Raw genomic sequence first — 26,461 nt, 5'->3', positions numbered from 1 at the left:
ATTACGCCTTCGCGAGCAAGCCCGCTCCCACAGGGTTTTGTGCTGGTGGCTCAGGCCGGGTAGTTAGCCCGCAACGCTTCGAGGCCGCCCTGGTAGATACCGTTGAACAGCGCTTCAACTTCTTCGTCGGTCACGCCTTTGGCGGTGAAACGCCCGGACCAGGTCACCCGAACGCCCTGCCCCTGGGCTTCGACGCGCAGAGTCGCCAGGTAATCGGTGGCAGGGAACGGTGCCTGCTCAATCGAATAGCTGTAGGTTTTACCGGCGTTATCGAACGCTTGCAGACGCTCAACCACCACCGCCCCATCCGCCGTTTGCAGACTGCGCACCCGCCCGCCTTCACTCAGCTCGCTTTTGGTAATGAACGGCAGCCAGTCCGGCAGCGAGTTGAAGCCGCCAATCAATTGCCAAACCTCATCGGGCGAAGCCGGAATATCGATAAACGCTGATGCAGTTGCCATGTGAAATGCTCTCTCTATAAATGAGGTTCAGATTGCCATGCTGTCGACGACGACGCCATCAACCCGCAACGCCGCGCCGGTAGTGGCGGAAGACGGGAGGTGCCGTGGATTTCCTTTACCACGCCGCTGTGGGCAGCGTGGCACCGGATCAATTTGCGACCGTTGGTGGAGACGTTCCGGAAAGTCCTGACGGAGCCGGATTAAAAGTGTGGGAGCGGGCTTGCTCGCGAAGAGGGAGAATCAGTCGACATAGATATGACTGATACACCGCTTACGCGAGCAAACCCGCTCCCACAGGTTGTATGTACACCCGATATATATAGGCCGGGAGTTCATTAATCGTCATCTAACTGTCATTTACCTGAACCACTTCCAACTTCAACAATCGAATCCGAAGTTTTTCCATTCAATACAACATTAACCGGGTATTGGCGGTTGACTTCACCCACCTCCCTGAGTAAATTGCCCGGGCCGGTTTCACAGGCCTTTTTTCAACTCACAAAAGAATCCAATGGACACAGTATCTAGTCGCTGTCGGGTGACTGCGAATTCGCAGGCTCTGGCACACAACCCAGAACATGACGGGACTCGACTTTGCGGTCGGGTGAGCTGCGCTAGAGCTTGATGCTCCACCGTAACTTGCCTCGCCGGCGTCAGTCCGGTCCAGAGGTATGTTATGAACTTCAAATCCACTGTAATGCCCGGCGTACGCGCCTTTGCCTCGACCATGCGGGTCAAGCTCTGCCGTGAGCGTCTGGTCACGGCCCAGGCCCGCGCGCCGTTTTCCAGCCATTCCTCCCCTGCCAAGGCACACCCGCGTGCCAACTGGCGCGTCTGCCCGATGACGGGTCAGCTTCAGCAACGCTGGAGCATGGACGATAGCCAGGACCCACAGAGTCGGGGCATCGCTCGCCTGTCCCAACAGGCGAGCCTGATGCTCGGCCTGTACCTTGGGGCGTGCACTTTCAATTGATCTGAAGGCACTTAAAATCCCTTCAATTAACGTTTTCCTTATATAGGAATTCGGCAACTTCTTATTGCCTGTTAAATAGCGAGTCAGTTATGGACGAAGCCAGTAGACGGTTCGCTGCCCGTCACTTTTCAGCCGACGGCCAGCGAACGTTAAACATAAAAACGCAACTATCAGAATCGATCGCTTATTTGCGGCTCGACATACGTGCGCTCGTCTTTAATTAGCTGAGGTGCCTGTGTGTCGTGCCGCAAGCCTGCGGCAGGAGCACAGCAATGACCCTTGTAAAAACCGCAAAGAAAACCACCCAGGGCGCCAGCAGCGACAACGCCAAGCTGTCGATGCGCGCCGCCCGGGAAGCGCAAAACGGCCTGGCCGTGACGCTGACCAACCTCAACGCCACCACCGACGGTTTGACCGAACTCGAAGCCCAGGGCCGCCTCGCCCGTGGCGGCTACAACGAAGTGGCCCACGACAAGCCGCCTCACGCCCTCCTCCAACTGCTCAAAGCCCTCAACAACCCCTTCATCTATGTGCTGCTGACGTTGGCCGGTATCAGTTTTTTTACCGACTACTGGCTGCCGATCAGCAACGGTGAAGCGGATGAAGCCGACCTGACCAAAGTCATCATTATCATGACCATGGTCAGCCTCAGCAGCCTGCTGCGCTTCTGGCAGGAATACCGCTCGGCCAAGTCCGCCGAAGCACTCAAGGCCATGGTCCGCACCACCGCCACCGTGCTGCGGCGCGAGCACAAGGACGGCAAATCGTTGCTGCGTGAAGTGCCAATGCGTGAACTGGTGACCGGTGACATCGTTCAGCTGTCGGCCGGCGACATGATCCCGGCCGACATCCGCCTGATCGAATCCCGTGACCTGTTTATCAGCCAGGCGGTGCTGACCGGCGAAGCCTTGCCGGTCGAGAAGTACGACACCCTGGGCAACGTGGCGCAGAAGTCGGCCACCAGCACCGCGGCCGATCAGTCGAACCTGCTCGATCTGCCGAACATCTGCTTCATGGGCACCAACGTGGTCAGCGGCACCGCCAAGGCAGTGGTAGTGGCCACCGGTTCGCGGACTTACTTCGGCTCCCTGGCCAAAGCCATCGTCGGTTCGCGGGTGCAAACCGCGTTCGACCGTGGGGTGAACAGCGTTAGCTGGTTGCTGATCCGCTTCATGCTGGTGATGGTGCCGATCGTGTTCCTGCTCAACGGCTTCTCCAAAGGCGATTGGGGCGATGCGTTCCTGTTCGCTCTGGCCGTCGCAGTCGGTCTGACCCCGGAAATGCTGCCGATGATCGTCAGCGCCAACCTGGCCAAAGGTGCGATGGCCATGGCCAAGCGCAAAGTGGTGGTCAAACGCCTCAACGCGATCCAGAACTTCGGTTCGATGGACGTGCTGTGCACCGACAAGACCGGCACCCTGACCCAGGACAAGATCATTCTCGAGCACCACGTCGACAGCCACGGCCGGCGCGACGACTCGATCCTCGAACTGGCGTGGCTCAACAGCCATCACCAAAGCGGCCTGAAAAACCTGATGGATCAGGCAGTCGTGCAGTTCGCCGATCGCAATCCGAAGTTCCGGGTACCGTTCGCCTACAGCAAGGTCGATGAATTGCCGTTCGACTTCGTCCGCCGACGCCTGTCGATCATCGTCAAGGACAGCCGCGACGATCACCTGATGGTGTGCAAAGGCGCGGTCGAGGAAATGCTCAGCATTGCCAGCCACATCAATGAAAACGGCCAGGTGATCGCGCTGGATGCACAGCGCCGCAAAGACTTGCTGGCCCTGGCCAACGAGTACAACGAGGACGGCTTCCGCGTACTGGTAGTCGCCACCCGCGAGATCCCGAAAGCCCAGAGCAAAAACCAGTACAACACCGCCGATGAGCGCGACCTGGTGATACGCGGCTTCCTGACCTTCCTCGATCCGCCGAAGGAAACCACCGGCCCGGCCATTGCTGCACTGCGCGACATGGGCGTCACCGTCAAGGTGCTGACCGGCGACAACGCCGTGGTCACCTGCAAGATCTGCCGCGAAGTCGGACTCGATCCGGGCACGCCGCTGCTCGGCCAGGACATCGAGCACATGGACGACACCACCCTCAAGCTGCGGGTCGAAGAACGTACGGTGTTTGCCAAGCTGACGCCGCTGCAAAAATCCCGGGTGCTCAAGGCCCTGCAATCGAACGGTCACACCGTGGGTTTCCTCGGCGACGGCATCAACGACGCCCCGGCGCTGCGCGATGCCGACGTCGGGATCTCGGTGGACAGCGGCACTGACATCGCCAAGGAATCGGCGGACATCATCCTCCTGGAAAAGAGCCTGATGGTGCTCGAAGAAGGCGTGCTCAAGGGCCGCGAAACCTTCGGCAATATCATGAAGTACCTGAACATGACCGCCAGTTCCAACTTCGGCAACGTGTTCTCGGTGCTGGTGGCCAGTGCGTTCATTCCGTTTATGCCGATGCTGGCGATCCACCTGCTGCTGCAAAACCTCATGTATGACATCTCTCAGCTGGCTTTGCCGTGGGACAAGATGGACAAGGAATACCTGCGCAAACCCCGCAAGTGGGACGCGAAGAACATCGGCCGTTTCATGCTGTGGATCGGGCCGACCTCGTCGATCTTCGACATCACCACGTTTGCCCTGATGTGGTACGTGTTCGCCGCCAACAGCGTGGAAATGCAGAGCCTGTTCCAGTCCGGCTGGTTCATCGAAGGGTTGCTGTCGCAAACGTTGGTGGTGCACATGCTGCGCACCCAGAAGATTCCGTTCTTCCAGAGCACCGCGGCATTGCCAGTGATCCTGGCGACCGGCGTGGTGATCGGCCTGGGCATCTACATCCCGTTCTCGCCGCTGGGGACGATGGTCGGCCTGGTGCCGTTGCCATGGGAATACTTCCCTTGGCTGGTGGGTACTTTGCTCAGCTACTGCGTGGTCGCGCAGACCATGAAAACCATCTACATCCGCCGCTTCAAGCAGTGGTTTTGAAGATATGAGGGGTCAAGCCCAAATGGATTGAACACCACCATCCATGTGGGAGCGGGCTTGCTCGCGAATGCGGTATGACATTCAGCAACGATATTGACTGACCCACCGCTTTCGCGAGCTAGCCCGCTCCCACAGGGTTGTGTGTTCGGGACTTCGATCAATGCAACACGAAATAAAGGAGAGTTCTCATGTCGGGAACGACTCTACTGATCAACCTCGCGGGCGCCATTGCACTGTTGCTGTGGGGCACGCACATGATTTCTTCGGCGCTGTTGCGCGGCTTCGGCACGCCATTGCGCCACTGGATGGGCCAGCACCTCAATAACCGCTGGCTGGCCTTGCTCGCGGGCATCGGCATCACCGGCGTTTTGCAAAGCAGCACCGCCGTCAGCCTGATGGCCACCTCGTTCACCGCCGCCGGCACGCTGGGCCTGGCCCCGGCGCTGGCGGTGATGCTTGGCGCCAACATTGGTTCGACCCTGGTGGTGCAACTGCTCAGCGCTGACATTTCGATCCTCACGCCCATCGTTTTGCTCACCGGCCTGATTGTCTTCCGGCTGCGCGATGACTCGCGTTTCGAGAGCGTCGGCTGTGCGCTGATCGGCCTGGGGCTGATGCTGATGGCTCTGCACATGCTCGGTTCGACGCTGGCAGATGTTGAAAGCACGCCGGTGTTCCAACTGATCATGCAAAGCCTGGACGGCGACTTGCTAATCGCGCTGCTGGTGGCGCTGATTCTCACCTGGCTCTGCCATTCCAGCGTCGCCGTGGTGCTACTGATTGTGTCCCTGGCGGCGACCGGCATGCTTTCGGCGACCACCATAGTCGCCCTGGTGCTCGGGGTGAACATTGGCGGTGCGTTGCCGTCGGTGATCAACGCCAGCTCTAACGTCGGCCGACGTTTGCCGCTGGGTAATCTGCTGGTGCGAGCGCTGGGTGCGGCGGTGGTGTTGCCGTTGGCCGGATGGCTGGCGTTGCTGGACCTTAATCCCCCAGCGTTGGTGGTTTACCTGCACACCGGCTTCAACCTGCTGCTGGCGCTGGCGTTCATCGGTTTTACCAAACCGCTGGCCAAACTGCTGACCCGGCTGCTGCCGGAGCCGGTGCGGGATGTCGATCCGGGCATGCCGCACTACCTCGATGAGGCCGGACTGGAAGTGGCCAACATCGGCCTGTCCAACGCCGCCCGGGAAGCGCTGCGCATCGCCGACATGCTCTCGGTCATGCTCGAACGCACGCTGCAGTTGTTCCATAGCTCAGCGCCGGTGTGTGCCGATCAGGTGCGCAACATCGATCAATCCCTGGACCTGCTCAGCGCGGCGATTCGCGCCTATCTGGCGGACATCGGCCAGGAAGGGATCAGCGACGGCGACGCCGATCGCTCCCAGGAAATCCTCACGTTCGTGATCAACCTCGAACATGCGGCGGACATTCTTTCCAGCAGCCTCACGCAGTTGGCGATGCGCCGCTTGCGTCGCGGCGAGCACTTCTCGGTGTTCGAACTGAGGAACATTGCACCCTTGCACGAGGCGCTGCTGGAAAGCCTGAGCCTGGCGATCACCGTGTTCCTGCGCGAAGACATTGTCACCGCGCACCAACTGATCCAGCGCAAGGAGACCGTCAGAAGGCTCGAAGCCACCGCCAGCCGCGAGCACTTCCGCAAATTGCAGGAGGACAAAAACACTTGGGCCGAATCCGGCGACATTTTCCAACGAGTGTTGCGCGATTACCGCCGGGTGCATCACCACATCGCAGCCCTCGCCTACCCGTTGCTGGAGCGGGCCGGTGAGCCGCTGAACGATGACGGCACCAAGGAAACCTCGCCATGCGCGTCCTGATTTGTGCGGGCCGCCATTACACCGACAGCCGCCAGTGCCGCCGCGTGCTCGACGCCTTCCAGCGTTTGCACTCGGTGCAGGTGCTGATCCATGGCGGCAATCAATACCTGGGCGCTGACATCGAGGAATGGGCCCGGGAGCACGGCGCCGACATCGTGCGTTACCCGCCCAACTGGCAACGCCACGGCAAATTGGCCGAACGCCTGCGCAACCACTTCATGTTGCGCGACAGCCGCCCCGACGTGGTGATCGCCCTGCCCGGCGGCGAAGACACCGAAGAACTGGTCGCCCAAGCCCGGGCGGCCGGTTTGCAAACCTTAACGGTAGAGGATCGCGGCTAAGTCGCGCCTGCCAACACAACGTTTTGAGGTCACTCCTATGCAAAAGCCAACGCGTTTGTTCACCTCTTTAACCCGCAACCTGCCGCCCGCCCAGGGCCGGAGGCTACGACGCAATCTGCTGTTCGTCAGCTTCACACTGGGTGTGATTGCGCTGTTAAGCACCATCTCCAACGCTCGCGCCGCTGGCGGTTCGTATACCGTGGATGACGCCGGAATCAACGCCCCCGGCGAATGCAACATCGACGCCTGGTATCAGAACGGCCGGCACAGTTCATCCAGTAATAGCGTGGTGTCTCAGGACTGCACGTTCAAAGGCCTGCCCACTGTGCAACTCGGTGCCGCCGTGCAGTACAGCCGCGAGGATGGCACCGGGGAAACGCAACTGAGCCCGCAATTCAAGGCGCAATTGTTTTCCTGGAGCGAACTCGGACTTGAACTGGCGCTGGCCGGCTCGGCGCACGTTGCCGTCAACCGCGCGCATGCCTTTGACGGCGGCGACCTGAACCTGCCGCTGACCTACCAACCGCTGGAAACCCTGCGCCTGAATTTCAACGCCGGTTGGACGCACGCCTATGACGACGGCGAACAAAACCATCGCTGGACCTGGGGCACGGGCGTGGAATACGACCTCGCCCGCTCCCTGACCCTGATCGCCGAACGCTACGGCCAACGAGGCGGCGAACAGGCGTGGCAGGCCGGGCCACGGTTGCACATTGGCCAGCGGATCGATGTTGATCTGGTGCTGGGGCGAAGCCTGATCGGCGAGCGAGACCAGTGGCTGACCACGGGGGCGACGCTGCGGTTTTGAAGGCGCTTTGGTTCAATGGTGCCGCGCCCACCCTGCCACCAATTGCGCCGTAATACTGACCCCGCCACAGACAATGATCACCACGTCATGCGCCTCGGAAATCGCCGGGTGATCGAGGTACGCCACCGCCAGTGACACCCCGCAGGCCGGTTCGACCAACTGGCGCAGGTCACTGGCATAGCGGACCACACCCATGATCGCTTCGTCATCGCTGAGCACCACGCATTCGTGGGGAAAGTCGCGGATGTGCTCCACCGGCCAGGCCGCGACTTGGGTCGCACCGAGCGAGGTGGCAACCGTGTTGATCCGCGCCAGCCGGACCGGATGGCCAGCCTCGACCGCTGCGGCAAACGACGCTGCGCCCTGGGTTTCGCAGGCAACGATTCGGCAATCCATGCGGTTGTGGCGGATCAATCCGGTGAGAATCCCGGCCAGCAAACCACCGCCGCCCACCGACGTCACTACGACGTCGACCTCGGGGCAATCGTCGAGTATTTCATCGATCATCGTGCTGTGGCCTTCCCACAGCACCGGGTGATCGAAGGCCGGTACGTATTCGGTGCGCACGCCCCGGGCGAGTTCCTTGGCACGTTGATTGGCGTCGTCCCAGACTTTGCCGTGGACGATCACCTCGGCACCGGTTTTGCTGATCCGCATGCGGGTGCTTTCGGGGGTGGTGTTGGGGACGACGATGCAGGCTTTCAGGCCCAAGCGGGCGGCGGCGACGGCGGTAGCAAAACCGGCGTTGCCGCCGGATGGGCAGACTACTTTGCGCTTGCCCTGGGCGGCAGCCTGGCTGCACAAAAGCCCCATGCCGCGCAGTTTGAACGAGCCGCTGGGTTGCAGGTTTTCCAGTTTGAGCCAGATTCGCCGGATTGGCGTGGACAGGCCCGGATGCAGAATCAGCGGGGTTCGGATGTGCAGCATTGCGGGGTTCCTTGTGGCGCCCCGGTTCAGTCGAAATGCGTCAACAAGCCGGGGCAACGGATGAACGTTGCTTATCCAAGCTTAGTCCACCCTGCCCCGCACCTGTCGTTTCAACGATAACGCGGTGCCGCCGTGGAGTGGCCGAACAGCCCGGACAGCGTTTGCCGCTGGGCCTCGTAGGCGTCCCATTTTTCGCCTTCGTGCAAGCTTGGAATGGTCACCACTTCACCCTTCGCCAGCCCGGCGAGCGCGGCATCAACCATGTCCTGCGCCGACATCACGATTTCCTGCGGCAGGTTTTCCACCGGGTTGCCGGCCTCGCTCCAGAAATCGGTGGCGGTGGCGCCGGGCAGTACGACCTGGATGCGGATGCCCTTGTCGGCCAGTTCATGGTGCATGGATTGGCTGAGGCCGAGCACAAAGGCCTTGGTCCCGCCGTACACGCCGTTGAGGATTTCCGGGCCGATGGCGACGATTGAGGCGATGTTGATCACGGTCCCTGCGCCTCGGGCGACAAAACCCGGCACCGCGGCGTAGGCCAGACGCATCAGCGCAGTGACGTTGAGGGTGATCATGTCTTCCATGTCGTCCACCGGGCTGCCAAGCAGCGGCATGACCCCGCCAACCCCGGCGTTGTTGACCAGCAAGGTGATGCTGGCATCGGTGCGCAGGATGGTTTCGACCCGCAACAGGTCGGCCTTGTCTTTCAGGTCGGCGGCGACCACTTCCACGGCGCGGCCGGTTTCGTTGCTCAGGTGGTTGGCCAGGGTGTTCAATTTGCTTTGGCTACGGGCGACCAGAATCAGGTCATAGCCTTGCCGGGCGAGTCGATCGGCGTAGACCGCGCCGATGCCGGAAGAGGCGCCAGTGATCAGGGCGGTACCTTTGGATGAGAGTGCCATTTCAGATGTCCTTCACAGTGAGGCGAGAAGTTCGCCGGGTGTGAACCGTTATAAATGGGCTGACGCTCGTCTCAAATGACGTTTAAAGTACGTTTTTAGGACATGAGCTTTTTGAGGGCGTAGCGATGACTTCCGTGGCGTTTGTGGTATTCGAGGGGTTCCAGTCGATGGCGCTGGCAGCGATGCCGGTGTTCGAGTATGCCAACTTCAGTGCCGGCGAAGCGCTGTATGAAGTCAGCGTGTTGTCAGAGGATGGCCGCACGTTGCGCGCTTCTGGCGGATTGAGCGTCGGCACCGAGGCGTTCGATGCGCGGGTGTTCGACACGGTGGTCGTGGTCGGTGGCGACTCCATCATCGAACAGGCGCCCGAGGCGGTGCTGACGTACTTGCGCGGCAGCGTGAACACCGCACGACGCACCGCTTCGATCTGTTCCGGGGCGTTTGTATTGGCCCAGGCCGGGTTGCTTGACGGTCGGCGCGCCACCACCCATTGGGCGTATGCCCGGGAATTGCAGGCGCGGTTTCCGTCGATCAAGGTTGAGGAAGACCGGATATTCGTGGTCGACGGTTCGATCTGGACCTCGGCGGGCATGACCGCCGGCATCGACCTGGCGCTGGCGATGGTCGAAAAGGACCACGGCGCCGAACTGGCCCGGGCCGTGGCGCAGAAACTGGTGATGTACCACCGTCGCGCGGGCGGTCAGTCGCAGCATTCGGCGCTGCTGGAACTGGAGCCAAAATCCGACCGCATCCAGACCGTGCTTGGCTACGCCCGGGAACACCTGACGTCGACGTTGTCAGTGGAGCAATTGGCGGACGTGGCGCGGCTTAGCCCACGGCAGTTCAGTCGGGCGTTTCGTGCGGAAACCGGGCAGTCGCCGGCCAAGGCAATCGAGAATCTACGCCTGGAAGCGGCGCGGCAGATGCTGGAACGGGGGCGGCTGACGTTGGATCAGATTGCTGAAGAGACTGGGTTCAGCGATCGGCGGCGGATGCGCGAAGCCTTCCTTCGCGCATTCGGCCAACCGCCGCAGGTTATCCGGCGTAATGCCCGATCGGCCTGACAACACGACTCAATTTCAAACCTGACACCGCCCCTGTGGCGAGGGAGCTTGCTCCCGCTGGACTGCGCAGCAGTCCCCTTCTTTTCAGGATAGAGCGGGGGCCGCTTCGCAGCCCAGCGGGAGCAAGCTCCCTCGCCACAAAAGCCCATTCTCCACAAAAGCTCCTTCATTAGTTTTTGGCGACTTCAAGGTTGCTACAGAAGCAAGATCAAAGGATCGCTGCCTTCGGCAGCTCCTACACTGAGGGTATGACCTGTGGAGGTAGCCATGAAAATCTCGCCCACTCTGGCGTTTTTCGCCGTTGTTTCTACTCTCGCCTACATTGGCCTCGCGGTGTGGGGGTTGGGCGGGTTTGCGGCGTACTTTTCTCATGGGTCGCTGGTGGTGATTGCGTTGGCGACACTGGTGATGGCCATTGCGTCGCTGTTTACCGAGGTCAATTTGAGTTCGGGCGAACGGGAGGATCGGGCCAATCGCTGGGTAATCTGGGCGTTCGGGGTCATCGGCGTGGTGAGCGGGTTTGTGCCGGCCTACACCGACCGCATCGACTTCTGGACCTTTGGTGGCGAGGGCGTGCGCTGGCTCGGTGCGCTGCTGTTCATCCTTGGCGGCGCGCTGCGGCTGTGGCCGGTGTTTGTGCTGGGCAAGCGTTTCAGCGGATTGGTGGCGATTCAGCCGGGACACACCCTGGTGACCGACGGCATCTACCGAAATTTGCGCAACCCCAGTTATCTGGGGCTGATGGTCATTGCCATTGGTTGGGCACTGGCGTTTCGCTCGGGGGTTGGCCTGTTGCTGGCGGCGTTGACACTGATCCCGCTGATCGCACGGATTAACGCCGAAGAGGCGCTGCTGCGAGCGCAGTTTGGTTGGGAATATGAGGTTTATTGCGGCAGGAGTTGGCGGCTGATTCCCGGAGTTTACTGACCAGCATTAATCACTGTGGGAGCGGGCTTGCTCGCGAAAGCGGTGGGTCAGCCAATATTGATATCGACTGACATTACGCCTTCGCGAGCAAGCCCGCTCCCACAGGGGATTGGGGTGGATCAGGAAGAATGCAGTTGGATCCGGCCATCGGCGTTCGTACGGACCTCGACTGAGGTGTAGTCAGCCAATGTTGCATGCGGGGTCTCGATCGGGTGGTCGTGGGTCGACGTGATGATGACCAGGTCAGAACCGGCAGCTTCGGCCGCTTGTATCCCGACCGTGGCATCTTCAAAAATCAGGCATTCAGTCACCTCAACACCCACCCGCTGAGCCGCCAGTCGATAGCCAGCCGGATCAGGCTTTCCGGCCTTCACGTCTTCAGCCGTGACCATCACACCCGGCTCAGGAATCCCCGCCGCCGCCATCCGCCGCAACGCCAACGCCCTCGGCGCCGAGGTGACAATCGCCCAGCGGTCAGCCGGCAGCGACTTCAGAAAATCCGCCGCACCCGCTACCTCGACAACCCCTTCCACATCCTCGATTTCCGCCTCGGTAATCCAGGCGGCTTCAGCCTCTGCATCCAGCCCCGGCAGGGCCTGACGATTAACGGTATCGATAGCGCGAGCGCCGTGGATGGTCGGCAGGAAGGTCTGGACATCAAGACCATGGCGCACGGCCCAGGTTGTCCAGATCCGCTCGGCGGCGGCGATGGAGTTGAGAACGGTGCCGTCCATGTCGAACAGAAAGGCGCGGTATGGCGTATCGAAAACGGATGTTTTAGCAGGCAAAAGACAGCTTCCTATCGCAAGGGCCGGGCGGGCAATGTAACACCACTGGTCGCCCACGAGCGCCTACAGGTGACGGTGTGACTTTAAGGCCCCTTCCACACAATCGAGCAACTGCCCCAGCGCCCAGGGCTTCTTGATGAACGCCACCTCATGCCGTACTCCGGCGCTTTGCGGGGTTTCGAAGCCGGACATAATCATGATCGGCTTGTCCGGCCAGCGATCACCGAACTCATTGGCCAGGTCCGCGCCGTTGCGCTTGCCGGGCATGGTGATGTCCGTCAGCAACAATTTGACCTCGCCCGCGTGCTGTTCCAGGAACTGCGCTGCCGCATCCGCGCTGGTGTGCGGCTGCACGACGAAGCCTTCTTCCTGAAGAATTTCACACAGAAACTCCAGAATCAGCGGGTCATCCTCCACCACCAGAATCAAGCTGCCGGGAAGCGACTCGCCCGCCTTTGATATTGGATTCATGACCTGACCACTCCCTGATTGCACCCATAATTTCGCAGTTTAAATCCGCCACCTATCAGGTATGAGCAGCGGGGTTGGCGGAAATTCATTTTTGATACAGTCAGGTGAAGAAATCAGGCGTCCTGCAGGATCAGATCGGCGCCCTTCTCCGCCACCATCAGCACTGCGGCGTGGGTATTACCGCTCGTCACATTGGGGAAAATCGATGCATCGACGATGCGCAAACCACCGATCCCATGCACTTTAAGCCGCTTGTCGACCACCGATTTCTGTTCATCCGCACCCATCGCGCACGAGCCACACAGGTGATAGATCGAACCGCTGTTCTCGCGAAAATACTGCAACATCTGCTCGTCGCTTTCGACCACTGGCCCCGGCAAAACCTCTGCAACGGTGATGCCCTTGAGTGCCGGCGCCTGCATGATTTTGCGCATCAGCCGACTGCCCTGGATCACCTCGTCGATGTCCTTTTGCGTGCTCAGGTAATTGGGGTCGATCAGCGCTGCGTCCCGAGGGTTCTTCGACTTGATCTCGATATGCCCGCGGCTGGTGGGCCGGCACGGGTTGAAGCACAGCAGGAAGCCTGAATACGGTTCGGGCTTGAGGCTGGCCTTGTTGTTTTTCGGGATCTGGTACGACAGCGGGTTGAAGTACAACTGCAGGTTCGGATTGGCTTGGGCTTCATTGCCACGGAAGAAACCACCGGCCTGATTGACGCTCATCGCCAGCGCGCCCTTGCGGGTCAGCAGGTATTTAAGGCCGAGTTTGAACTGACCGAACAACGAGCTGAGCTGATCATTCAACGTCGGGATGTTGGCCTTGTAGTAATAGCTGGCGCACAGGTGATCCTGGAGGTTCTGCCCCACCGCCGGCAGGTGTTTGACCAGCGGGATCTGATGTTTGGCCAGCAGCGCCTGATCGGCGACACCGGACAATTGCAGAATCTTCGGCGTATCGACGGCACCGGCGCAGAGGATCACTTCTTTGCGTGCAGTAAAGGTGCGGACCACGCCGTGCTGAGTCACGGAAATACCGGTCGCACGCTCGTTATCGAACAACACCCGATCCACCAGGGCGTAATGCTCGACCGTCAGGTTCGGGCGGCTGAGTGCAGGGTGCAAATGCGCAAAACTACTGGAACTGCGCTGGCCGTCCTTGGTGTTGACGTCGTAGATGCCCGAGCCTTCGAATTTCGGCCCGTTGAAGTCATCACTGTGCGGATAGCCGAGTTCGTCGCAGCCCTTGAGGAACACATCGCAGATCGGATGGGTCTGGCCCTTCATCGGGGTGATGCTGATCGGGCCGCTGCCACCGTGGTATTCGCTGTCGCCCAGCGGATGATTTTCCAGTTTGCGGAAGTACGGCAGCACGTCCTTGAAGCCCCAGCCGTCGTTGCCGTTGGCCGCCCAGTCGTCGAAGTCATGGGCCTGGCCACGGACGTAGACCATCGCGTTGATCGAGCCCGAACCGCCCTGCACCTTGCCGCGCGGGGCATAGATTTCCCGGTTGTTCAGCTGCTTTTGCGGTTGGCTGTAGTACATCCAGTTGAAGGTCGGGTTGTAATACATTTTGGCGAAGCCGACCGGGATCTTGAACCACAGGGAACTGTCCTTGCCGCCCGCCTCCAGCAGCAACACCGTGTATTTCCCCGAGGCCGAAAGCCGATTGGCGAGGATGCAGCCCGCGGCGCCTGCGCCAGCGATGATGTAGTCGTATGTCATGTAAGTCGTTGTCCAAATAAACCGTCAGGCGCAAGCCCGCTCCCACAAGGGGAACTGCGCCATTTTCGTCAGCCTCTGGCCGGCGATGTGTCTTTGACGTCTGCCGGGGTCGGCGCCATTTGCAGGTGCAAACGCTCGCCGGTGTACGGCGAATGCTTGCGCACCACGTCCATGTTCAGTTCCACCCCAAGCCCCGGCTCGGTGGACGGGATGATGTAGCCGTCCTCCCATTGCAGCGGCTTGGTCAGCACTTCGGCATGGAAACCGCCCCAGGTCATGATGCTTTCCTGGATCAGGAAGTTCGGCGTGCAGGTCGCCAACTGGAAACTCGCCGCCGCGCCAATCGGCCCGTTGTAAAGGTGCGGGGCGATTTGTGCGTAGTAGGCTTCGGCCATGCTCGCGATTTTCTTGGCTTCCAGCAGTCCGCCGCAGCGCGCCACGTTCATTTGCAGAATCGACGCACCGCCGGCCTGCAACAGCTTGAAGAATTCGTACTTGGTGGTCAGCCGTTCGCCAGTGGCAATCGGGATTGTGGTTTTGGCCGCGACTTGCGCCATCGCCTCTTCCTGACCTGGTGGCACCGGTTCTTCGAACCACAGCGGGTCGTATTTCTCCAGGCGCTTGGCCAGGCGAATCGCTGACGACGGGACCATTTGCCCGTGAGTGCCGAACAGCAGGTCGCACTTGTCGCCCACCGCTTCGCGGATCTTGCGGCAGAAGGTTTCGCAGCGTTCCAGCACTTCCAGCGAAATCTGGTGCCCGGAGTAGGCGGTGTATGGCCCGGCCGGGTCGAACTTCACGGCGGTGAAGCCTCTATTCATGTTCTCGACGGCGCACTCGGCGGCCAGGTCCGGGTCGTCGTAGTCGTACTCGCCCTTGCTGTTGACCGGGTACAGGTAGGTATAGGAACGCAGGCGTTCGTTGACCTTGCCGCCCAACAGTTCGTAAACCGGTTTGTTCGCCGCTTTGCCGATGATGTCCCAGCAGGCCATCTCCAGGCCGCTGACCACGCCCATCATCGTTAGGTCCGGGCGCTGGGTGAAACCGCTGGAATAGGCCTGACGGAAAAAGCGTTCGATGTGGTGCGGGTCGTGGTTGAGCAGGTAGCGCTCGAACACGTCTTCGATGATCGGCAGCATGGCTTTAGGGCCGAAAGTCGCGGCGTAGATCTCGCCGACGCCTTCAATGCCGCAATCGGTCTTGAGCTTGACGAACAGCCAGTACATGCCGCCGATGTGCGGTGGCGGGACGGCAACAATGTGAGTTTCAAGGGCGACGATTTTCATCTCAAGCACCTGTCTTGATCAAAGATTGACGGTTGATACGAGCGCGCAAGGTCAGGGCCGCGAGGGTCCCGAGCAGGCCGACGAAAGCGATGTAGCCGAAATACAGCTTGTAACCAACGGCACCGGGGAAGTGTTCGGTGAGGTAACCGTTGATCAACGGAATAAAGGCGTCCGGCAGGTAACCGACCACCGAGACAATGCCGATGGCCAGGCCGGTGATGCGCAGCGGAATGTTGCAGGTGTCGAGGATCGCCCAGTACAAGCCGCGAATCGCGTAAGTCATCAAACCGATGAAGATCACTGTGCCGATCAGCAGGCCCATGCTGTTGAGCGCCGGGAACACGATCAGGCCGACCATCGCCAATGTCGCGAAGAACAGCGCCACGATCAGCACCGAGATGTTCGAGAATTTGTCACCGAGCCAGCCGCCGCCAATGCCACCAATCGGGCGCATCCACAATTTGATGGTGGTGATGGTGCCGGCCATGACCGCGGTCATACCGCCGCCCTGCAAGTAATCGGAGAAGCTGTAGGTGGCCCAGAAGATGTGATAACCGCAGAACACGATGGCCGTGACCAGCCACAGGTCAGGGATTTTCACCAGGGTGGTCAGGTCGCTGAGCAGGTTGTACTTGCCCTTCTCCACCGGCGCCGTGTCTTCCATCGACTTCGGGTCCTTGATCAGCACCAGCACACAGCCGATGGCGATACAGGTGAAGGCATACAGGTAAACCACATGCTTGAAGCCTTCGGCGGCGGACTCGCCACGGGTTTCGGTGGCGAAGGCGAACAGCCCCAAAGCAACGGTCGCCAGCAAGGCTTCCACCAGGCCGCGACCGCCGTCGAGGATGCCGAAGAACCGGCCCTGTTCAGTGTGATGGGCAATCATCTTCACCCGCTTGAGCACCGAGGCCCAGAACGTCAGGCCGGTGGTCAGGCCCCAGCAACCGAAGATGATCATCAAACCGGTCATCGACGGTGCCGTGGAGTACCAAAGCCCCAGGGCTCCGGTGGCCACCAGCGAAAAGAAAATCAGGAACCGTGGCGCAATCCGGTCCGCCAACCAGCCGCTCGGCAAGTAGCTGAGCAGGAAAATCGTCCCGAGCATCGAGTACAGATACCCCAGCTCGCTGTGGTTGATCTGGAACACTTCGAGCATGGTGGTCTGGTAGACCTGACGCAGGTACAGGATCGGGTAGATCGCCCCGGCGGCCAGTACCAAGAGCATCAACTGGAAATAGCGACTTCCCTTGTCACTGTGGCTTTTTGCACCCGCGTTCGAACCCTGAACAGCGGCAACAGTGGTTGCAGGCTTGGACATCTGTGAGACCTCGGGCAGCCCGGTGGTCCGGGCGCCCCAAATAATTGTTTTTATAGGTGTGGCGTGAGGCGTGTTACGGGTGGATCAGTACTTCATGACGACGAGTCGGGTCTGGGTGAATTCGAGCATGCCGTGCTTGCCGTCATCGCCGCCAAGGCCCGAACGTTTCCAACCGGCGTGGAAGCCCTGGTACGGGTCGGCCGGGGTGCGATTGACGTACAACTCGCCAGCCTCGATGGCGTTGGCGACTTTCATGGTGGTGCGGTAGTTCTCGGTGTACAGCACCGACGACAGGCCGAACTGGTGATCGTTGGCCATGGCCAGCGCTTCGTCGATGTCGCGGTACTTGAGCACCGGCAGCACCGGGCCGAAGATTTCTTCCTGGATGATTTCCATGTCCTGGCGGCAGTTACTCAGCAGCGTCGGCGGGTAGAAATGACCGTTGCCCTGCGGGATAAAACCGCCTGTTTCCAGTACAGCACCGTCGGCGACGGCGCGCTCGACCATGGCGTGAATGTTCTGCTGCGAACTGGCGTTGACCAACGGGCCCATCAGGCTGGCGTCGGCGGCGCGGTCGCCGAACTTCACGGCGCTGATTTTCGATTTCAGCAAGGCGAGGAACTGCTCGTAGACGCTTTCCTGCACATAGACCCGTTCGACCGCCGTGCACAACTGGCCGCAGTGGGTGGTCTTGGAAGCGACGATGGCGCTGGCAGCGGCTTCCAGATCGGCATCGGCTTCGATGATCGCCGGGGTTTTGCCGCCCAGTTCCAGCGATGGCTTGGCGATGTTGGCCTTGCAGTAATCGAGCACGATGCGCCCGGCATTGACGCTGCCGGTCAGAGTGATAAAACCGACGGCTTTGTGGGTGCAAACCGCCGCAGCAGTGGCGTGATCCATGGTCAGGATGTTCACGACGCCGGCCGGCAAACCGGATTGCTGCACAGCCTTGGCGATTTCAAACGCCGAGGTCGGGGTGTTGTTGCTCGGGCGCACCACCACGGTGTTGCCGGCAATCAGCGCCGGGGCGATTTTGCGCAGCAGCGTATAGACCGGGTAGTTGAACGGAATCAGGCACGCGACCACGCCAATCGGCTCGCGGTGCAGGAAGAGGTTTTCGTTCGGGGTGTCGCTGGGAATGATCTCGCCTTCGATCCGGCGCGCCCATTCGGCGTGGTAACGGGTGATCTGCGCGGCGTAACGGGCTTCGTTGCTGGCGTCACTGACGCTCTTGCCGGACTCGGCGGCCAGGGCTTCACCGATGTTTTCGGCGCAGGCTTCAAGGGCGTCGGCGAATGAGCGCAAGTGCTCGGCGCGTTCGATGCTGGTGAGCTTGCCCCAAAGCTTCTGGGCCGCGGCGGCAGCGTCGACGGCAGCGGTGGCTTCAGCGGTGGTGGCCGCCGAGACCTGACCGACCAAGGCTTCGGTCGCCGGGTTGTAGACCGCAATCAGCGCATCGCTGGCAGGCTCAATGAAGTGACCGTTTACAAAGTTTCGCTCGAGTCGCATGTGAATCGCCCATCGTTGTTTTTATCCAGTTCCCGCAGTCTTGGCATCCTGAACGGGTTGAACAAACGATTTATTGAGCGGTGGAACATTCGAAAAATGCAGGTTACGCATTGAACGAATCAAATCCCCTGTGGGAGCGAGCTTGCTCGCGATGACGGAGTTTCAGACAGCATCAATGTTGACTGACACGGCCTCATCGCGAGCAAGCTCGCTCCCACAGGGATTTGCAGTGTTTCAGCTGGCGGCGGTGGAGGGTTCGAGCTGGCGTTGCGCCAACCAGATTTCTTCCTGCAACCACTGGCTGAACACCTGCAATTGCGGCATCAAGGTCTGCTCCGGCCGGGTCACCAGCCAGTAGGATTGATGCCCTTCCACGTGCACGTTCAGCACTTGGGTCAACTGCCCGCTGGCCAGTTCCGGGGCGACCATGTGCCAGTCGGCAATGGTGATGCCCAACCCATCGGTGGCGGCGCGGATCGCCAGGTCCAGCAGGTCGAATTCATACCCGCCCTGGGTGTCGACGCCGCTGATTTTCGCCGCGTCGAGCCAGTGTTTCCAGGTCAGGTAGCGCTGGTCTTCTCGGGCCAGCACATGCAGCAACGTCAGGCGATTGAGGTCGATGCCGCCCTCGCTCCATTCCCGCGCGTACAACGACGGCGCGCACACCGCGATGTGCCGTTCCTGGATCAGCAGCGAGCTGTCCAGGCCGTCCCATTCGCCATCGCCAAAGCGGATCGCGCAGTCCAGGGTGCTGGTTTCCGCCAGGCTGTCTTGCAAACGAGTGGTGATGCTCAATTCCAGCTCCGGGTGCTTCTCGCGCAGGCGTCCCAGGCGTGGCATCAGCCAGCGATTGGTGAAGGTCGGCGGCGCGTTGATGTGCAGCCGATTGGCGTGGGATTTCTGCTGAATGCTGCGTACCGTCAACTCGATCTTATCGAAGGATTGGTGCAGCGCTCGCAGTAAAACCCGGCCGGCGCTGGTGAGTTCGAGGTGATGATGCCGGCGCTCCAGCAGGTTCTCGCCCAGCTGTTCTTCAAGCTGGCGCACCTGGCGGCTGACCGCACTCTGGGTGACATTGAGCAACTCCGCCGCCCGGGTAAAGCTGCCGGTGCTGCCGGCCACTTCGAAGGCTTTGAGCGCATTGAGCGCAGGCATTTTGCGTTTCATGACGGTAACTCGCGCAGGGGCTGACGAGTGCCAAGCATCCCACGGCTTGTGGGAAATTTCCTGAGTAACATGCATTTTTGTGTTGTGTAGGACGATTTCCTTGGCCTGGCATCATTTTGCTTTGGGTGGGAGCGGGCTTGCTCGCGAAAGCGGTGTGTCAGGTGATATTGATTTGACTGACACACCGCTTTCGCGAGCAAGCCCGCTCCCACATTTGATCCTCGTTGCATCAACGGGAGTCGTTTTTGATCTGGAAGTTGTCGCTCACGCATAAATAGCATGAGTATTTCGCAGTTCACTCATGACTATTAAGCACTGGCTGTTTTCTTTATATAAACGCTAGTCTGATTTCAATTAAACCCTTTAATAAGCCAACGCACTTACATAGGGCGAACCCTGCAACTTCGCCCCATCCTGTTGCAATTAACCTGATCGAGCCCAACACATGCCAACCACTGCAAGTTCAACCACAAGAAGTATTGGCGTATTGGCTCTTATCTTCACGGCGTGTAACGCCACCACCCACGGTTTCAGTATTTTCCTGTATTCGGCGTTATTACCCGAGATCCGCCAGGTGTTCGAACTGAGCTACAGCCAGGCTGCATTCATTGCGGCGCTGCTGCAACTGTTCTATATGGGCGCGTCGATTGTCAGCGGCATTGCGGCGGCGTGGATCAGCCCACGCAACATGGTGCGCCTGACAATGGCCTTGAGCCCGGCGCTGTTGGCGCTGGCGGTCGCTACGCCGTGGGTGCTGCCGTTTGCGCTGTGTCTGGCGCTGGTCTCGGCCTGTGCGGTGTCGAACTGGAACGCCATCGCCGCGCTGGCCAGCGAAGTGATCCCGGCCTCCCACCGCAGCCGCGTGCTGGGGCTGGCATCTTCGGGGGCGGCGTTTGCGATCTGTCTTAATGGTGTGTTGATCGCTTTGTTGCACGGTATCTCGTTGATGCACTTCTGGCTGATTTGCGCCGGTCTGACGTTGATCGTCACCCTGTTGACCTTCTGGGTATTGGCTCCTTTGAAGACAGACCCGCGCATCAAGCCCAGCAGTGCGCCGTCGTTGCGCCGGGTGCTCAGGCAATGGCTGCATCTGTGCCTTGAGCACCCGGTCGCGCTGCATATTCTGCTGCTCAGCGCCTTTATCGGCGGGATCAGCGGACCGTTCCTGAACTTCCTCTCGGCGTTTGCCAGCGAACGCTTGGGCGCCAACGCGCAGATCACCGGGTCGCTGTGGACGCTGATCGGGATCGGCGGGGTTGTCGGTGGTTTGCTGCTGGGGTCATTGGCGGATCGCTGGGGCGCGCTGCGAGTCATGGCGTTGAGTATCAGCGCGTTCGGCGTGGCGATGCTCGCCCTGCTCTGGCAACCGAGCCTGGGCTTGACCTGGCTGGCGGCCGGGCTGTTCGCGTTGTTCTATTTCCCGGTCTGGGGCTTGATGGCCGCCTACCTCAGCGCCCGGTTGAGCCCGGTGCAAAGCCTGCAAGTGGTGAGCCTGAGCATGGTCGGTTACGGCCTGGGCAGCGCCACCGCCAATTGGCTGTGCGGCTGGCTGCTGCAAACCACCGGGCAGTTCGCCCTGGTGCATGGCTGGATCGCCTGCTGGGTGGCGGCCAGCCTGTTATTGCTGGGGTTGATGGCCCGCCGTCAATGTCGCGAGGCCGCGCTCGGCCAACCACTCTGAACGGCCCAACTGGCGCGTGAGAATATCCACCAAAGCCTCTACCGCCAGCGCCTGACACTGAGTCGAACGCCAGAACATCAACCGCGCCGGCTCAATCGGTGGAAAGCCCTGAGCCTCGTCGAGCACCTGCCAACCCGGCGGCACCAGGCGCCGCGCGGTCACGCCCACCGACTGGCCCTGCTCAATGGCAATCCCGATGCCGCGCGGGCTCTGGCTGGTGTAAACCACATGCCACGGCCGCCCGGCCTCGGCCAGCGCTCGCACGGCATTGGCGCGAAATGCGCAGCCCTCGGCATACACCGCCAATGGCACCGACTCGTCCTCACCTGCGCGCCAACCTTCAGCCGCCACCCACACCAGCGGCTCGTCGCACAGGTATTCACCTGGCTGAAGATTCGCGTGCTGCACACCCAGCACCAGATCCAGTTCACCGCGCTGTAAACGGCTGACCAACGCCGTGGACATCTCGCAACAAATGTCCGGCCGCACTTGCGGAAACTGCGCTTGAAAATCCCGCAACACCCCGGCCAGGCAGAATTGGGCGTAGTCCTCGGGCATGCCAACGTGAATGCACACCTGCTCGTCAGGCAGGTGCACGGCGCTGATCGCATCGGCGTGCAGTTTGAGGATCTGCCGGGCGTAGATCAGAAAAGTCTCGCCACCGGGCGTGAGGCTGACTGAGCGACTGGTGCGCTGCACCAACGGCGTGCCGACGATCTCTTCCAGGCGTTGCAAACTCTGGCTAATGGTCGATTGGGTTTTATGCAGGCGCTCGGCCGCCGCGGAAAATCCGTGGCACTCGATAATCGCGACAAAGACTTTAAGCAAGGTCCCATCCAGTTCGCCTGACATAACTATCGCCCCTGCCGATGGATTCGATCACAACTTGTAATTTCCACTTCGCACCTCTTTAAGCAACTATCGATTCAACGCCAAACACTGTTAATTGATAGTTCCAGGAGACTTGCATGAGCCTTCAACTTGCCGACGCCGAAGTGGGCGATATCAGCGACATTATTAATACCGAGCTGTACCCCATACATGATTCGGGCCATGTCCGATTGCAGGCGCTGATCGAACACGCTCGCGCCGAACTGGCCGAAGACGGTTGCTGCCTGCTGAAGAATTTCCTGCGGCCCGAGGCGCTGGAACAGGCCCGCGCCGAAGGTCAGGCGCTGTCGGGCAAGACCTTTTACTCGGTGCGCAAGGTCAACGCCTACTTCACCGAAGACGACCCCGCCCTGCCCCAGGATGACCCGCGCCGCACATTCATGGAGCGCACCAGCGGTTTCGTCACCCGCGACATGATCGCCCCGGACGCGATCATTCATCGCCTGTACGTCTCGCCGATGATGAAGCGCTTTATCGGCGCCTGCCTGAACGAACCGGAGATTTTCGAATACGCCGACCCGTTCGCCGGGCTGGTGATCAACGTCATGCCCCAAGGCACCGAGCAGCCTTGGCACTTCGATACCAACGAATTCATCGTCAGCATGATGACCCAGAAGCCCGAGGCCGGCGGTCTGTTCGAGTACGCGCCAATGATCCGCACCCGCACCCAGGAAAACCTCGGCGCCGTCGGCAAAGTCGTGCGCGGTGACGACCGCAGCCGGGTGCAGGAACTGGAACTCAACCCCGGCGACTTGCAGATCTTCAAGGGCCGCTTCTCGGTGCACCGGGTGACCCGCGTCGAGGGCGCCACCGAACGCAACACCGCAATCTTCGCCTACTCCGAAAAGCCCGGAATCATCGGCCGTGCCCAGCGCACCAAACAGCTTTACGGACGCCTGTCCGAAGCCCACCTGCAAGCCGAACGCAACATGGTCCGCAGCGACCAGTTGCTCGACTGATTCGCCCCCAAAAAAACTCTTAGAAAAAAACCAACCGTATTTGCCCTGCGAGGAACACCCCATGAGTCTGTCCGGCCCTAACCGCAACCCCGCCGACTGCGAACCGACGTACGACGAGATCCAGCAGATCCAGCTCGACCGTTTGCAACGGGTACGCAACGAACTGAAAAAACGTGACTACGCCGCTTGCGTGCTGTTCGACCCGACCCACATGCGCTACGCCACCGGCTCACGCAATATGCAGGTGTACTCGGCGCGCAACCCGGCGCGATACGCCTTCATCCCGGCGGAAGGCCCGGTGGTGATCTTCGAATTCGGTGGCTGCCTGCACCTCGCGGAAAAACTCAACACCGTCGATGAAGTGCGTCCGGCCAAAGCCATCTCTTATTACTTCTGCGACAGCTTCCTGAACAACGTCACCGCCGAATGGGCCGCCGAAATCGATGAACTGGTGCGCAAGTGCGGCGGCGGCAACAAACGGATCGCCATCGAAAGCGCGACCTCGGCCGCCGCGTTCGAACTACAGAAACTCGGCTACCAGATCTTCGACGCTCAGGAACCGCTGGAGCGAGCGCGCTGCATCAAGGTGCCAAACGAGCTGAAGATGATCCGCGCCAGCCTGCGTGCCACCGAGGCCGGCGTGCGCTTGATGGAAAGCAAACTGGTGCCGGGCATCAGCGAAAACGAGCTGTGGTCGCACCTGCATCAACACGTCATCGCCACCGACGGCGACTACGTGGAAACCCGCCTGTTGTCCTCGGGGCCGCGCACCAATCCATGGTTCCAGGAATGCAGCACCCGGCCCATCGAGGCCGGTGACCTGGTGGCGCTGGACACCGACGTGGTCGGGCGTTTCGGCTACTACGCCGACTTCTCGCGGACCTTCCTCTGCGGCGAGCAAGCCGCGACCGCCAAGCAACAGGAACTGTACAAACTGGCCTACGAGCAAGTGCAGACCAACATGGAAATGCTCAAGGCCGGCCGCAGCTTCAAGGAATACGCCGAGCTGGCGTGGAAGATCCCGGACAACTACAAGGCCAACCGCTATTTCGCTTTGGCCCATGGCGTTGGCATGACCGGTGAATACCCGTACGTGGTGCACCGCGAGGACATTGATGCGCTGGGTTATGACGGCGTGTTCGAAGCCGGCATGACCATCTGCGTGGAAAGCTACATCGGCCACGATGCTGGCGGCGAAGGGGTCAAGCTCGAAGAGCAGATCTACATTCACGAAAACGGCATCGAATTGCTCTCCGACTATCCGTTCGATCCGCGCCTGATGCCGCGTTGAGTTGCCCCGGACGGCGCCGTCACCTCCTTCGACACCGTCCGTTTTTCCCCTTGTTCCCACCCGGAACAAGGGGCGTTTGCGGCCACCGCGCAGTGTTTCGTACCCGCGCTTTCATCTGTCCGGCCTGTCTAGCTCAAGCGGCAGCCTTCCTTACGGTCAGTAACATGCATTTATCGAACGTTTCAGCGTTGAATTTATCGTTTGTCGATCTTTGCCCAGATGACAAAACTGCGAGCATCTCAAATAAAAACAACATGAGAGCAGCCCTATGTCCTATCCCGCCTCCGTCCTCCTGATTTCGTTGCGCCTTGTTCTGCTGCCGGCTTCACGCCTGTTACGCCTGCGCCTTCACGGCGCCTGCCACTGACAGTTTCGGTTCATCGAAAACCGACCGCGTCTGCCGCTCGCCCCATCTGCGGCCAGTCGAAAAACGCACTTTTGCACGTTATCGGAGAGGCATATGAAAGACTTAATGACACTGGACGGCGCCCTGCCGCATCCAGCGGTAAACGACCTGTGTACCCAAGTCAAAAGTGGCGAGATCAATCGTCGCCAGTTCCTGCGCACCGCAGCGCTGCTGGGCATCACCGCCGCCAGCGCCAGCACCTTCCTCGGTTCCGCGCTGCTCGGTAACCCGGCCCGCGCCGCCGATGCGGTCGCGCCACGCCAGGGCGGCAGCCTGCGGTTTGCCTGCGCCATCCAGGAAATCCAGGACCCGATGCTGATTACCTGGATCGAAGCCTCGAACCTGCTGCGCAACTCCCTGGAGTTCCTGACCTGGGTCGACGCCGACAACGTCACTCACCCGTACCTGGCCGAGAGCTGGAGCCCGTCGGACGACCTCAAGACCTGGACCTTCAACCTGCGCCAGGACGTGAAGTGGAGCAACGGCGACACCTTCAACGTCGAGGACGTGCAGCACAACATCGAGCGCTGGATTGCCGCCGACTCCAAGTCGGTCAACCGCACCGCGTTCCAGGACATCACCGCCTTCGAAAAAGTCAGCGACTTCCAGTTCCGCCTGGTGCTCAAGCGGCCGATGCTGGCGATCCCGGAAATGCTCAACGCCTTTACCTGCGCCATCGTCCACCGCAGCTTCAAGGCCGGTGACGACTGGGCGAAAAACCCGCTGGGCACCGGGCCGTTCAAGCTTGTCTCCTTTGCCGTGAACAAGCAGGCGACCTTCGCCAAGCGCGCCGATTACTGGCGCAAACCGGCCAACCTCGACGAGTTGCGCTACGTCGACATGGGCACCGACATTTCCACCCACCTCGCCGCGTTGCAGGCTGGGCAAGTGGACGTGTTGTACCGGGTGACAGTGGCCGAACTCGACTTGGCCAAACGCTTGCCAGGCGCGCAGTTGCTGACCTGCAAATCGGCGCAAACCATCGTCATGCGCATGGCCTGCGACCAGAAGCCGTTCGACGACGTGCGGATTCGCAAAGCCGTGGTGCTCTGCGCCGACAACGCGCAGATGCTCAAAATCGCCTATCGCGGCATGGGCACCTTGGGCGAAGACCACCACGTCGCCCCGTCCCACCCGGAATACTTTCCGTTGCCAAAACGTGCTCGTGATGTCGCTGGCGCGAAAAAACTTCTAGCCGAAGCCGGTCATCCGAACGGCATCGACATCGACCTGATCGTCGGCAACACCCAGGGCCGCTACGAACAGGATTGCGCGCAGATCCTGCAACAGAACTGCGCCGAGGCCGGCATCCGCATCAACCTCAAGGTTATCCCGGCCACCCAGTACTGGCCGATCTGGGACAAAGCCGCATTCAGCCTCACCTACTGGGCGCACCGCCCGTTGGGCGTGATGTCGCTGGAACTGGCCTACCGCAGCGGCGCGGCCTGGAACGAAAGCCACTACAGCGACCCGGCGTTCGACGCCGCGCTGGATAAAGCCATGGGCATCATCGACCCGAAACAACGGGCCGTGGCCATGCAAAGCGTCGAGCAGATCCTGCAAGACGCCTGCGTCATGGTGCAGCCGTTCTGGGGCGACAAGTTCACCGCCGCGAGCAAGAAGGTCCAGGGCTTTCAGGTTCACCCGTCGGACTTCTACCCAATGGATGAAGTCTGGTTGAGCGCCTGATTAAAGCGCCGCTAACGAGCTCGCCCACTGCGGTGCGGCGGGCCGAC

General features: G+C 60.6%; 22 protein-coding genes and 2 pseudogenes. 12 read left to right on the top strand and 12 right to left on the bottom strand.

Annotated elements, in window-relative coordinates:
- Positions 1-50: 50 nt before the first annotated feature.
- Both AC1MEW_RS16680 and AC1MEW_RS16675 read right to left on the bottom strand, forming a co-directional pair.
- On the bottom strand, positions 51-461 hold the full coding sequence (locus AC1MEW_RS16680; protein WP_322268858.1) for an SRPBCC family protein: 411 nt from the start codon (positions 459-461) through the stop codon (positions 51-53).
- Positions 462-488: 27 nt separating this feature from the next.
- Positions 489-554: pseudogene (locus AC1MEW_RS16675) on the bottom strand (short-chain dehydrogenase/reductase SDR); the annotation flags it as partial.
- Here AC1MEW_RS16675 and AC1MEW_RS16670 point away from each other — a divergent pair.
- The 6 genes and pseudogenes from AC1MEW_RS16670 to AC1MEW_RS16645 form a co-directional block, all read left to right on the top strand.
- Positions 555-665 (top strand): annotated as a pseudogene (locus tag AC1MEW_RS16670) (LysR family transcriptional regulator); the annotation flags it as partial. It abuts the pseudogene before it with no gap.
- A gap of 472 nt (positions 666-1,137) precedes the next feature.
- Positions 1,138-1,434, top strand: a complete 297-nt coding sequence (locus AC1MEW_RS16665) for a hypothetical protein (RefSeq protein ID WP_480427107.1) — start codon at positions 1,138-1,140, stop codon at positions 1,432-1,434.
- A 272-nt stretch (positions 1,435-1,706) separates the two neighbouring features.
- A complete protein-coding gene (mgtA, locus tag AC1MEW_RS16660) occupies positions 1,707-4,427 on the top strand; it encodes a magnesium-translocating P-type ATPase (RefSeq protein WP_480427105.1) in 2,721 nt (906 codons plus the stop codon).
- 188 nt (positions 4,428-4,615) lie between these two features.
- Entirely contained in the window at positions 4,616-6,265 is a 1,650-nt protein-coding gene (locus AC1MEW_RS16655) for a Na/Pi cotransporter family protein (protein WP_480427103.1), read from the top strand.
- The gene (locus AC1MEW_RS16650; RefSeq protein ID WP_201255607.1) at positions 6,253-6,606 is read left to right on the top strand and encodes a DUF2493 domain-containing protein; all 354 of its coding nucleotides are present in this window, start codon (positions 6,253-6,255) and stop codon (positions 6,604-6,606) included. The genes AC1MEW_RS16655 and AC1MEW_RS16650 overlap by 13 nt, the downstream gene beginning before the upstream one ends.
- A gap of 37 nt (positions 6,607-6,643) precedes the next feature.
- Positions 6,644-7,414 carry a hypothetical protein gene (locus AC1MEW_RS16645; RefSeq protein ID WP_322268861.1) on the top strand — a complete coding sequence of 257 codons (771 nt, stop codon included), beginning with the start codon at positions 6,644-6,646 and terminating at the stop codon, positions 7,412-7,414.
- A gap of 12 nt (positions 7,415-7,426) precedes the next feature.
- On the opposite strand, the gene AC1MEW_RS16640 is transcribed toward AC1MEW_RS16645, so the two are convergent.
- Together AC1MEW_RS16640 and AC1MEW_RS16635 are read right to left on the bottom strand one after the other, a co-directional pair.
- Positions 7,427-8,341, bottom strand: a complete 915-nt coding sequence (locus AC1MEW_RS16640; protein ID WP_480427100.1) for a pyridoxal-phosphate dependent enzyme — start codon at positions 8,339-8,341, stop codon at positions 7,427-7,429.
- A 110-nt stretch (positions 8,342-8,451) separates the two neighbouring features.
- Entirely contained in the window at positions 8,452-9,243 is a 792-nt protein-coding gene (locus tag AC1MEW_RS16635; RefSeq protein WP_201255604.1) for an SDR family NAD(P)-dependent oxidoreductase, read from the bottom strand.
- Between the two features lie 125 nt (positions 9,244-9,368).
- Here AC1MEW_RS16635 and AC1MEW_RS16630 point away from each other — a divergent pair, with 125 nt between their 5' ends.
- Both AC1MEW_RS16630 and AC1MEW_RS16625 read left to right on the top strand, forming a co-directional pair.
- Positions 9,369-10,307, top strand: a complete 939-nt coding sequence (locus tag AC1MEW_RS16630) for a GlxA family transcriptional regulator (protein ID WP_201255603.1) — start codon at positions 9,369-9,371, stop codon at positions 10,305-10,307.
- Positions 10,308-10,574: 267 nt separating this feature from the next.
- The gene (locus AC1MEW_RS16625; RefSeq protein ID WP_201255602.1) at positions 10,575-11,234 is read left to right on the top strand and encodes a methyltransferase family protein; all 660 of its coding nucleotides are present in this window, start codon (positions 10,575-10,577) and stop codon (positions 11,232-11,234) included.
- Between the two features lie 119 nt (positions 11,235-11,353).
- Here the strand turns inward: AC1MEW_RS16625 and AC1MEW_RS16620 are convergent, their stop codons facing one another.
- The 7 genes from AC1MEW_RS16620 to AC1MEW_RS16590 form a co-directional block, all read right to left on the bottom strand.
- The gene (locus AC1MEW_RS16620) at positions 11,354-12,022 is read right to left on the bottom strand and encodes an HAD-IA family hydrolase (protein WP_480427096.1); all 669 of its coding nucleotides are present in this window, start codon (positions 12,020-12,022) and stop codon (positions 11,354-11,356) included.
- A 63-nt stretch (positions 12,023-12,085) separates the two neighbouring features.
- Positions 12,086-12,493 (bottom strand): response regulator, encoded by a 408-nt coding sequence (locus AC1MEW_RS16615; protein ID WP_201255601.1) that lies wholly within the window; start codon positions 12,491-12,493, stop codon positions 12,086-12,088.
- Positions 12,494-12,606: 113 nt separating this feature from the next.
- Positions 12,607-14,214, bottom strand: coding sequence for a GMC family oxidoreductase (locus AC1MEW_RS16610; RefSeq protein ID WP_201255600.1), 1,608 nt, complete (start codon positions 14,212-14,214; stop codon positions 12,607-12,609).
- A 68-nt stretch (positions 14,215-14,282) separates the two neighbouring features.
- Positions 14,283-15,500, bottom strand: a complete 1,218-nt coding sequence (locus tag AC1MEW_RS16605; RefSeq protein WP_201255599.1) for a mandelate racemase/muconate lactonizing enzyme family protein — start codon at positions 15,498-15,500, stop codon at positions 14,283-14,285.
- Between the two features lies 1 nt (position 15,501).
- Positions 15,502-16,821, bottom strand: a complete 1,320-nt coding sequence (locus AC1MEW_RS16600; protein ID WP_480427093.1) for an MFS transporter — start codon at positions 16,819-16,821, stop codon at positions 15,502-15,504.
- A gap of 84 nt (positions 16,822-16,905) precedes the next feature.
- Positions 16,906-18,330 carry an aldehyde dehydrogenase gene (gene aldA, locus AC1MEW_RS16595; RefSeq protein ID WP_480427091.1) on the bottom strand — a complete coding sequence of 475 codons (1,425 nt, stop codon included), beginning with the start codon at positions 18,328-18,330 and terminating at the stop codon, positions 16,906-16,908.
- 234 nt (positions 18,331-18,564) lie between these two features.
- The gene (locus AC1MEW_RS16590; RefSeq protein ID WP_201255596.1) at positions 18,565-19,497 is read right to left on the bottom strand and encodes a LysR substrate-binding domain-containing protein; all 933 of its coding nucleotides are present in this window, start codon (positions 19,495-19,497) and stop codon (positions 18,565-18,567) included.
- A 445-nt stretch (positions 19,498-19,942) separates the two neighbouring features.
- On the opposite strand from AC1MEW_RS16590, the gene AC1MEW_RS16585 reads away from it, so the two are divergent.
- Positions 19,943-21,178, top strand: a complete 1,236-nt coding sequence (locus AC1MEW_RS16585) for an MFS transporter (protein WP_480427089.1) — start codon at positions 19,943-19,945, stop codon at positions 21,176-21,178.
- Here AC1MEW_RS16585 and AC1MEW_RS16580 read toward each other — a convergent pair.
- Positions 21,116-22,030 carry a LysR substrate-binding domain-containing protein gene (locus tag AC1MEW_RS16580; RefSeq protein WP_480427087.1) on the bottom strand — a complete coding sequence of 305 codons (915 nt, stop codon included), beginning with the start codon at positions 22,028-22,030 and terminating at the stop codon, positions 21,116-21,118. The two genes, AC1MEW_RS16585 and AC1MEW_RS16580, sit on opposite strands and share 63 nt — an antisense overlap.
- A 116-nt stretch (positions 22,031-22,146) precedes the next feature.
- Here AC1MEW_RS16580 and AC1MEW_RS16575 point away from each other — a divergent pair, with 116 nt between their 5' ends.
- The 3 genes from AC1MEW_RS16575 to AC1MEW_RS16565 all read left to right on the top strand — a co-directional run bounded on the left by AC1MEW_RS16575 (position 22,147) and on the right by AC1MEW_RS16565 (position 26,414).
- Complete coding sequence (locus AC1MEW_RS16575; protein WP_201255593.1) at positions 22,147-23,028, top strand: HalD/BesD family halogenase; 882 nt, start codon at positions 22,147-22,149, stop codon at positions 23,026-23,028.
- 61 nt (positions 23,029-23,089) lie between these two features.
- Positions 23,090-24,319 (top strand): M24 family metallopeptidase, encoded by a 1,230-nt coding sequence (locus tag AC1MEW_RS16570; protein WP_201255592.1) that lies wholly within the window; start codon positions 23,090-23,092, stop codon positions 24,317-24,319.
- A 460-nt stretch (positions 24,320-24,779) separates the two neighbouring features.
- Positions 24,780-26,414, top strand: a complete 1,635-nt coding sequence (locus AC1MEW_RS16565) for an ABC transporter substrate-binding protein (protein ID WP_322268868.1) — start codon at positions 24,780-24,782, stop codon at positions 26,412-26,414.
- The last annotated feature ends 47 nt before the right edge of the window (positions 26,415-26,461 follow it).

Source organism: Pseudomonas sp. ASL4, from assembly GCF_056680395.1.
The sequence above is the reverse complement of the archived record's forward strand: the minus strand, read 5'-3'. Positions and strand labels throughout refer to the sequence as shown.

Bases quoted from the DNA above. Each gene is read 5' to 3' on its own strand.
- AC1MEW_RS16680 (WP_322268858.1), bottom strand. From the start codon at position 461: ATGGCAACTGCATCAGCGTTTATCGATATTCCGGCTTCGCCCGATGAG.
- AC1MEW_RS16665 (WP_480427107.1), top strand. From the start codon at position 1,138: ATGAACTTCAAATCCACTGTAATGCCCGGCGTACGCGCCTTTGCCTCG.
- mgtA (WP_480427105.1), top strand. From the start codon at position 1,707: ATGACCCTTGTAAAAACCGCAAAGAAAACCACCCAGGGCGCCAGCAGC.
- AC1MEW_RS16655 (WP_480427103.1), top strand. From the start codon at position 4,616: ATGTCGGGAACGACTCTACTGATCAACCTCGCGGGCGCCATTGCACTG.
- AC1MEW_RS16650 (WP_201255607.1), top strand. From the start codon at position 6,253: ATGCGCGTCCTGATTTGTGCGGGCCGCCATTACACCGACAGCCGCCAG.
- AC1MEW_RS16645 (WP_322268861.1), top strand. From the start codon at position 6,644: ATGCAAAAGCCAACGCGTTTGTTCACCTCTTTAACCCGCAACCTGCCG.
- AC1MEW_RS16640 (WP_480427100.1), bottom strand. From the start codon at position 8,341: ATGCTGCACATCCGAACCCCGCTGATTCTGCATCCGGGCCTGTCCACG.
- AC1MEW_RS16635 (WP_201255604.1), bottom strand. From the start codon at position 9,243: ATGGCACTCTCATCCAAAGGTACCGCCCTGATCACTGGCGCCTCTTCC.
- AC1MEW_RS16630 (WP_201255603.1), top strand. From the start codon at position 9,369: ATGACTTCCGTGGCGTTTGTGGTATTCGAGGGGTTCCAGTCGATGGCG.
- AC1MEW_RS16625 (WP_201255602.1), top strand. From the start codon at position 10,575: ATGAAAATCTCGCCCACTCTGGCGTTTTTCGCCGTTGTTTCTACTCTC.
- AC1MEW_RS16615 (WP_201255601.1), bottom strand. From the start codon at position 12,493: ATGAATCCAATATCAAAGGCGGGCGAGTCGCTTCCCGGCAGCTTGATT.
- AC1MEW_RS16610 (WP_201255600.1), bottom strand. From the start codon at position 14,214: ATGACATACGACTACATCATCGCTGGCGCAGGCGCCGCGGGCTGCATC.
- AC1MEW_RS16605 (WP_201255599.1), bottom strand. From the start codon at position 15,500: ATGAAAATCGTCGCCCTTGAAACTCACATTGTTGCCGTCCCGCCACCG.
- AC1MEW_RS16600 (WP_480427093.1), bottom strand. From the start codon at position 16,821: ATGTCCAAGCCTGCAACCACTGTTGCCGCTGTTCAGGGTTCGAACGCG.
- aldA (WP_480427091.1), bottom strand. From the start codon at position 18,330: ATGCGACTCGAGCGAAACTTTGTAAACGGTCACTTCATTGAGCCTGCC.
- AC1MEW_RS16590 (WP_201255596.1), bottom strand. From the start codon at position 19,497: ATGAAACGCAAAATGCCTGCGCTCAATGCGCTCAAAGCCTTCGAAGTG.
- AC1MEW_RS16585 (WP_480427089.1), top strand. From the start codon at position 19,943: ATGCCAACCACTGCAAGTTCAACCACAAGAAGTATTGGCGTATTGGCT.
- AC1MEW_RS16580 (WP_480427087.1), bottom strand. From the start codon at position 22,030: ATGTCAGGCGAACTGGATGGGACCTTGCTTAAAGTCTTTGTCGCGATT.
- AC1MEW_RS16575 (WP_201255593.1), top strand. From the start codon at position 22,147: ATGAGCCTTCAACTTGCCGACGCCGAAGTGGGCGATATCAGCGACATT.
- AC1MEW_RS16570 (WP_201255592.1), top strand. From the start codon at position 23,090: ATGAGTCTGTCCGGCCCTAACCGCAACCCCGCCGACTGCGAACCGACG.
- AC1MEW_RS16565 (WP_322268868.1), top strand. From the start codon at position 24,780: ATGAAAGACTTAATGACACTGGACGGCGCCCTGCCGCATCCAGCGGTA.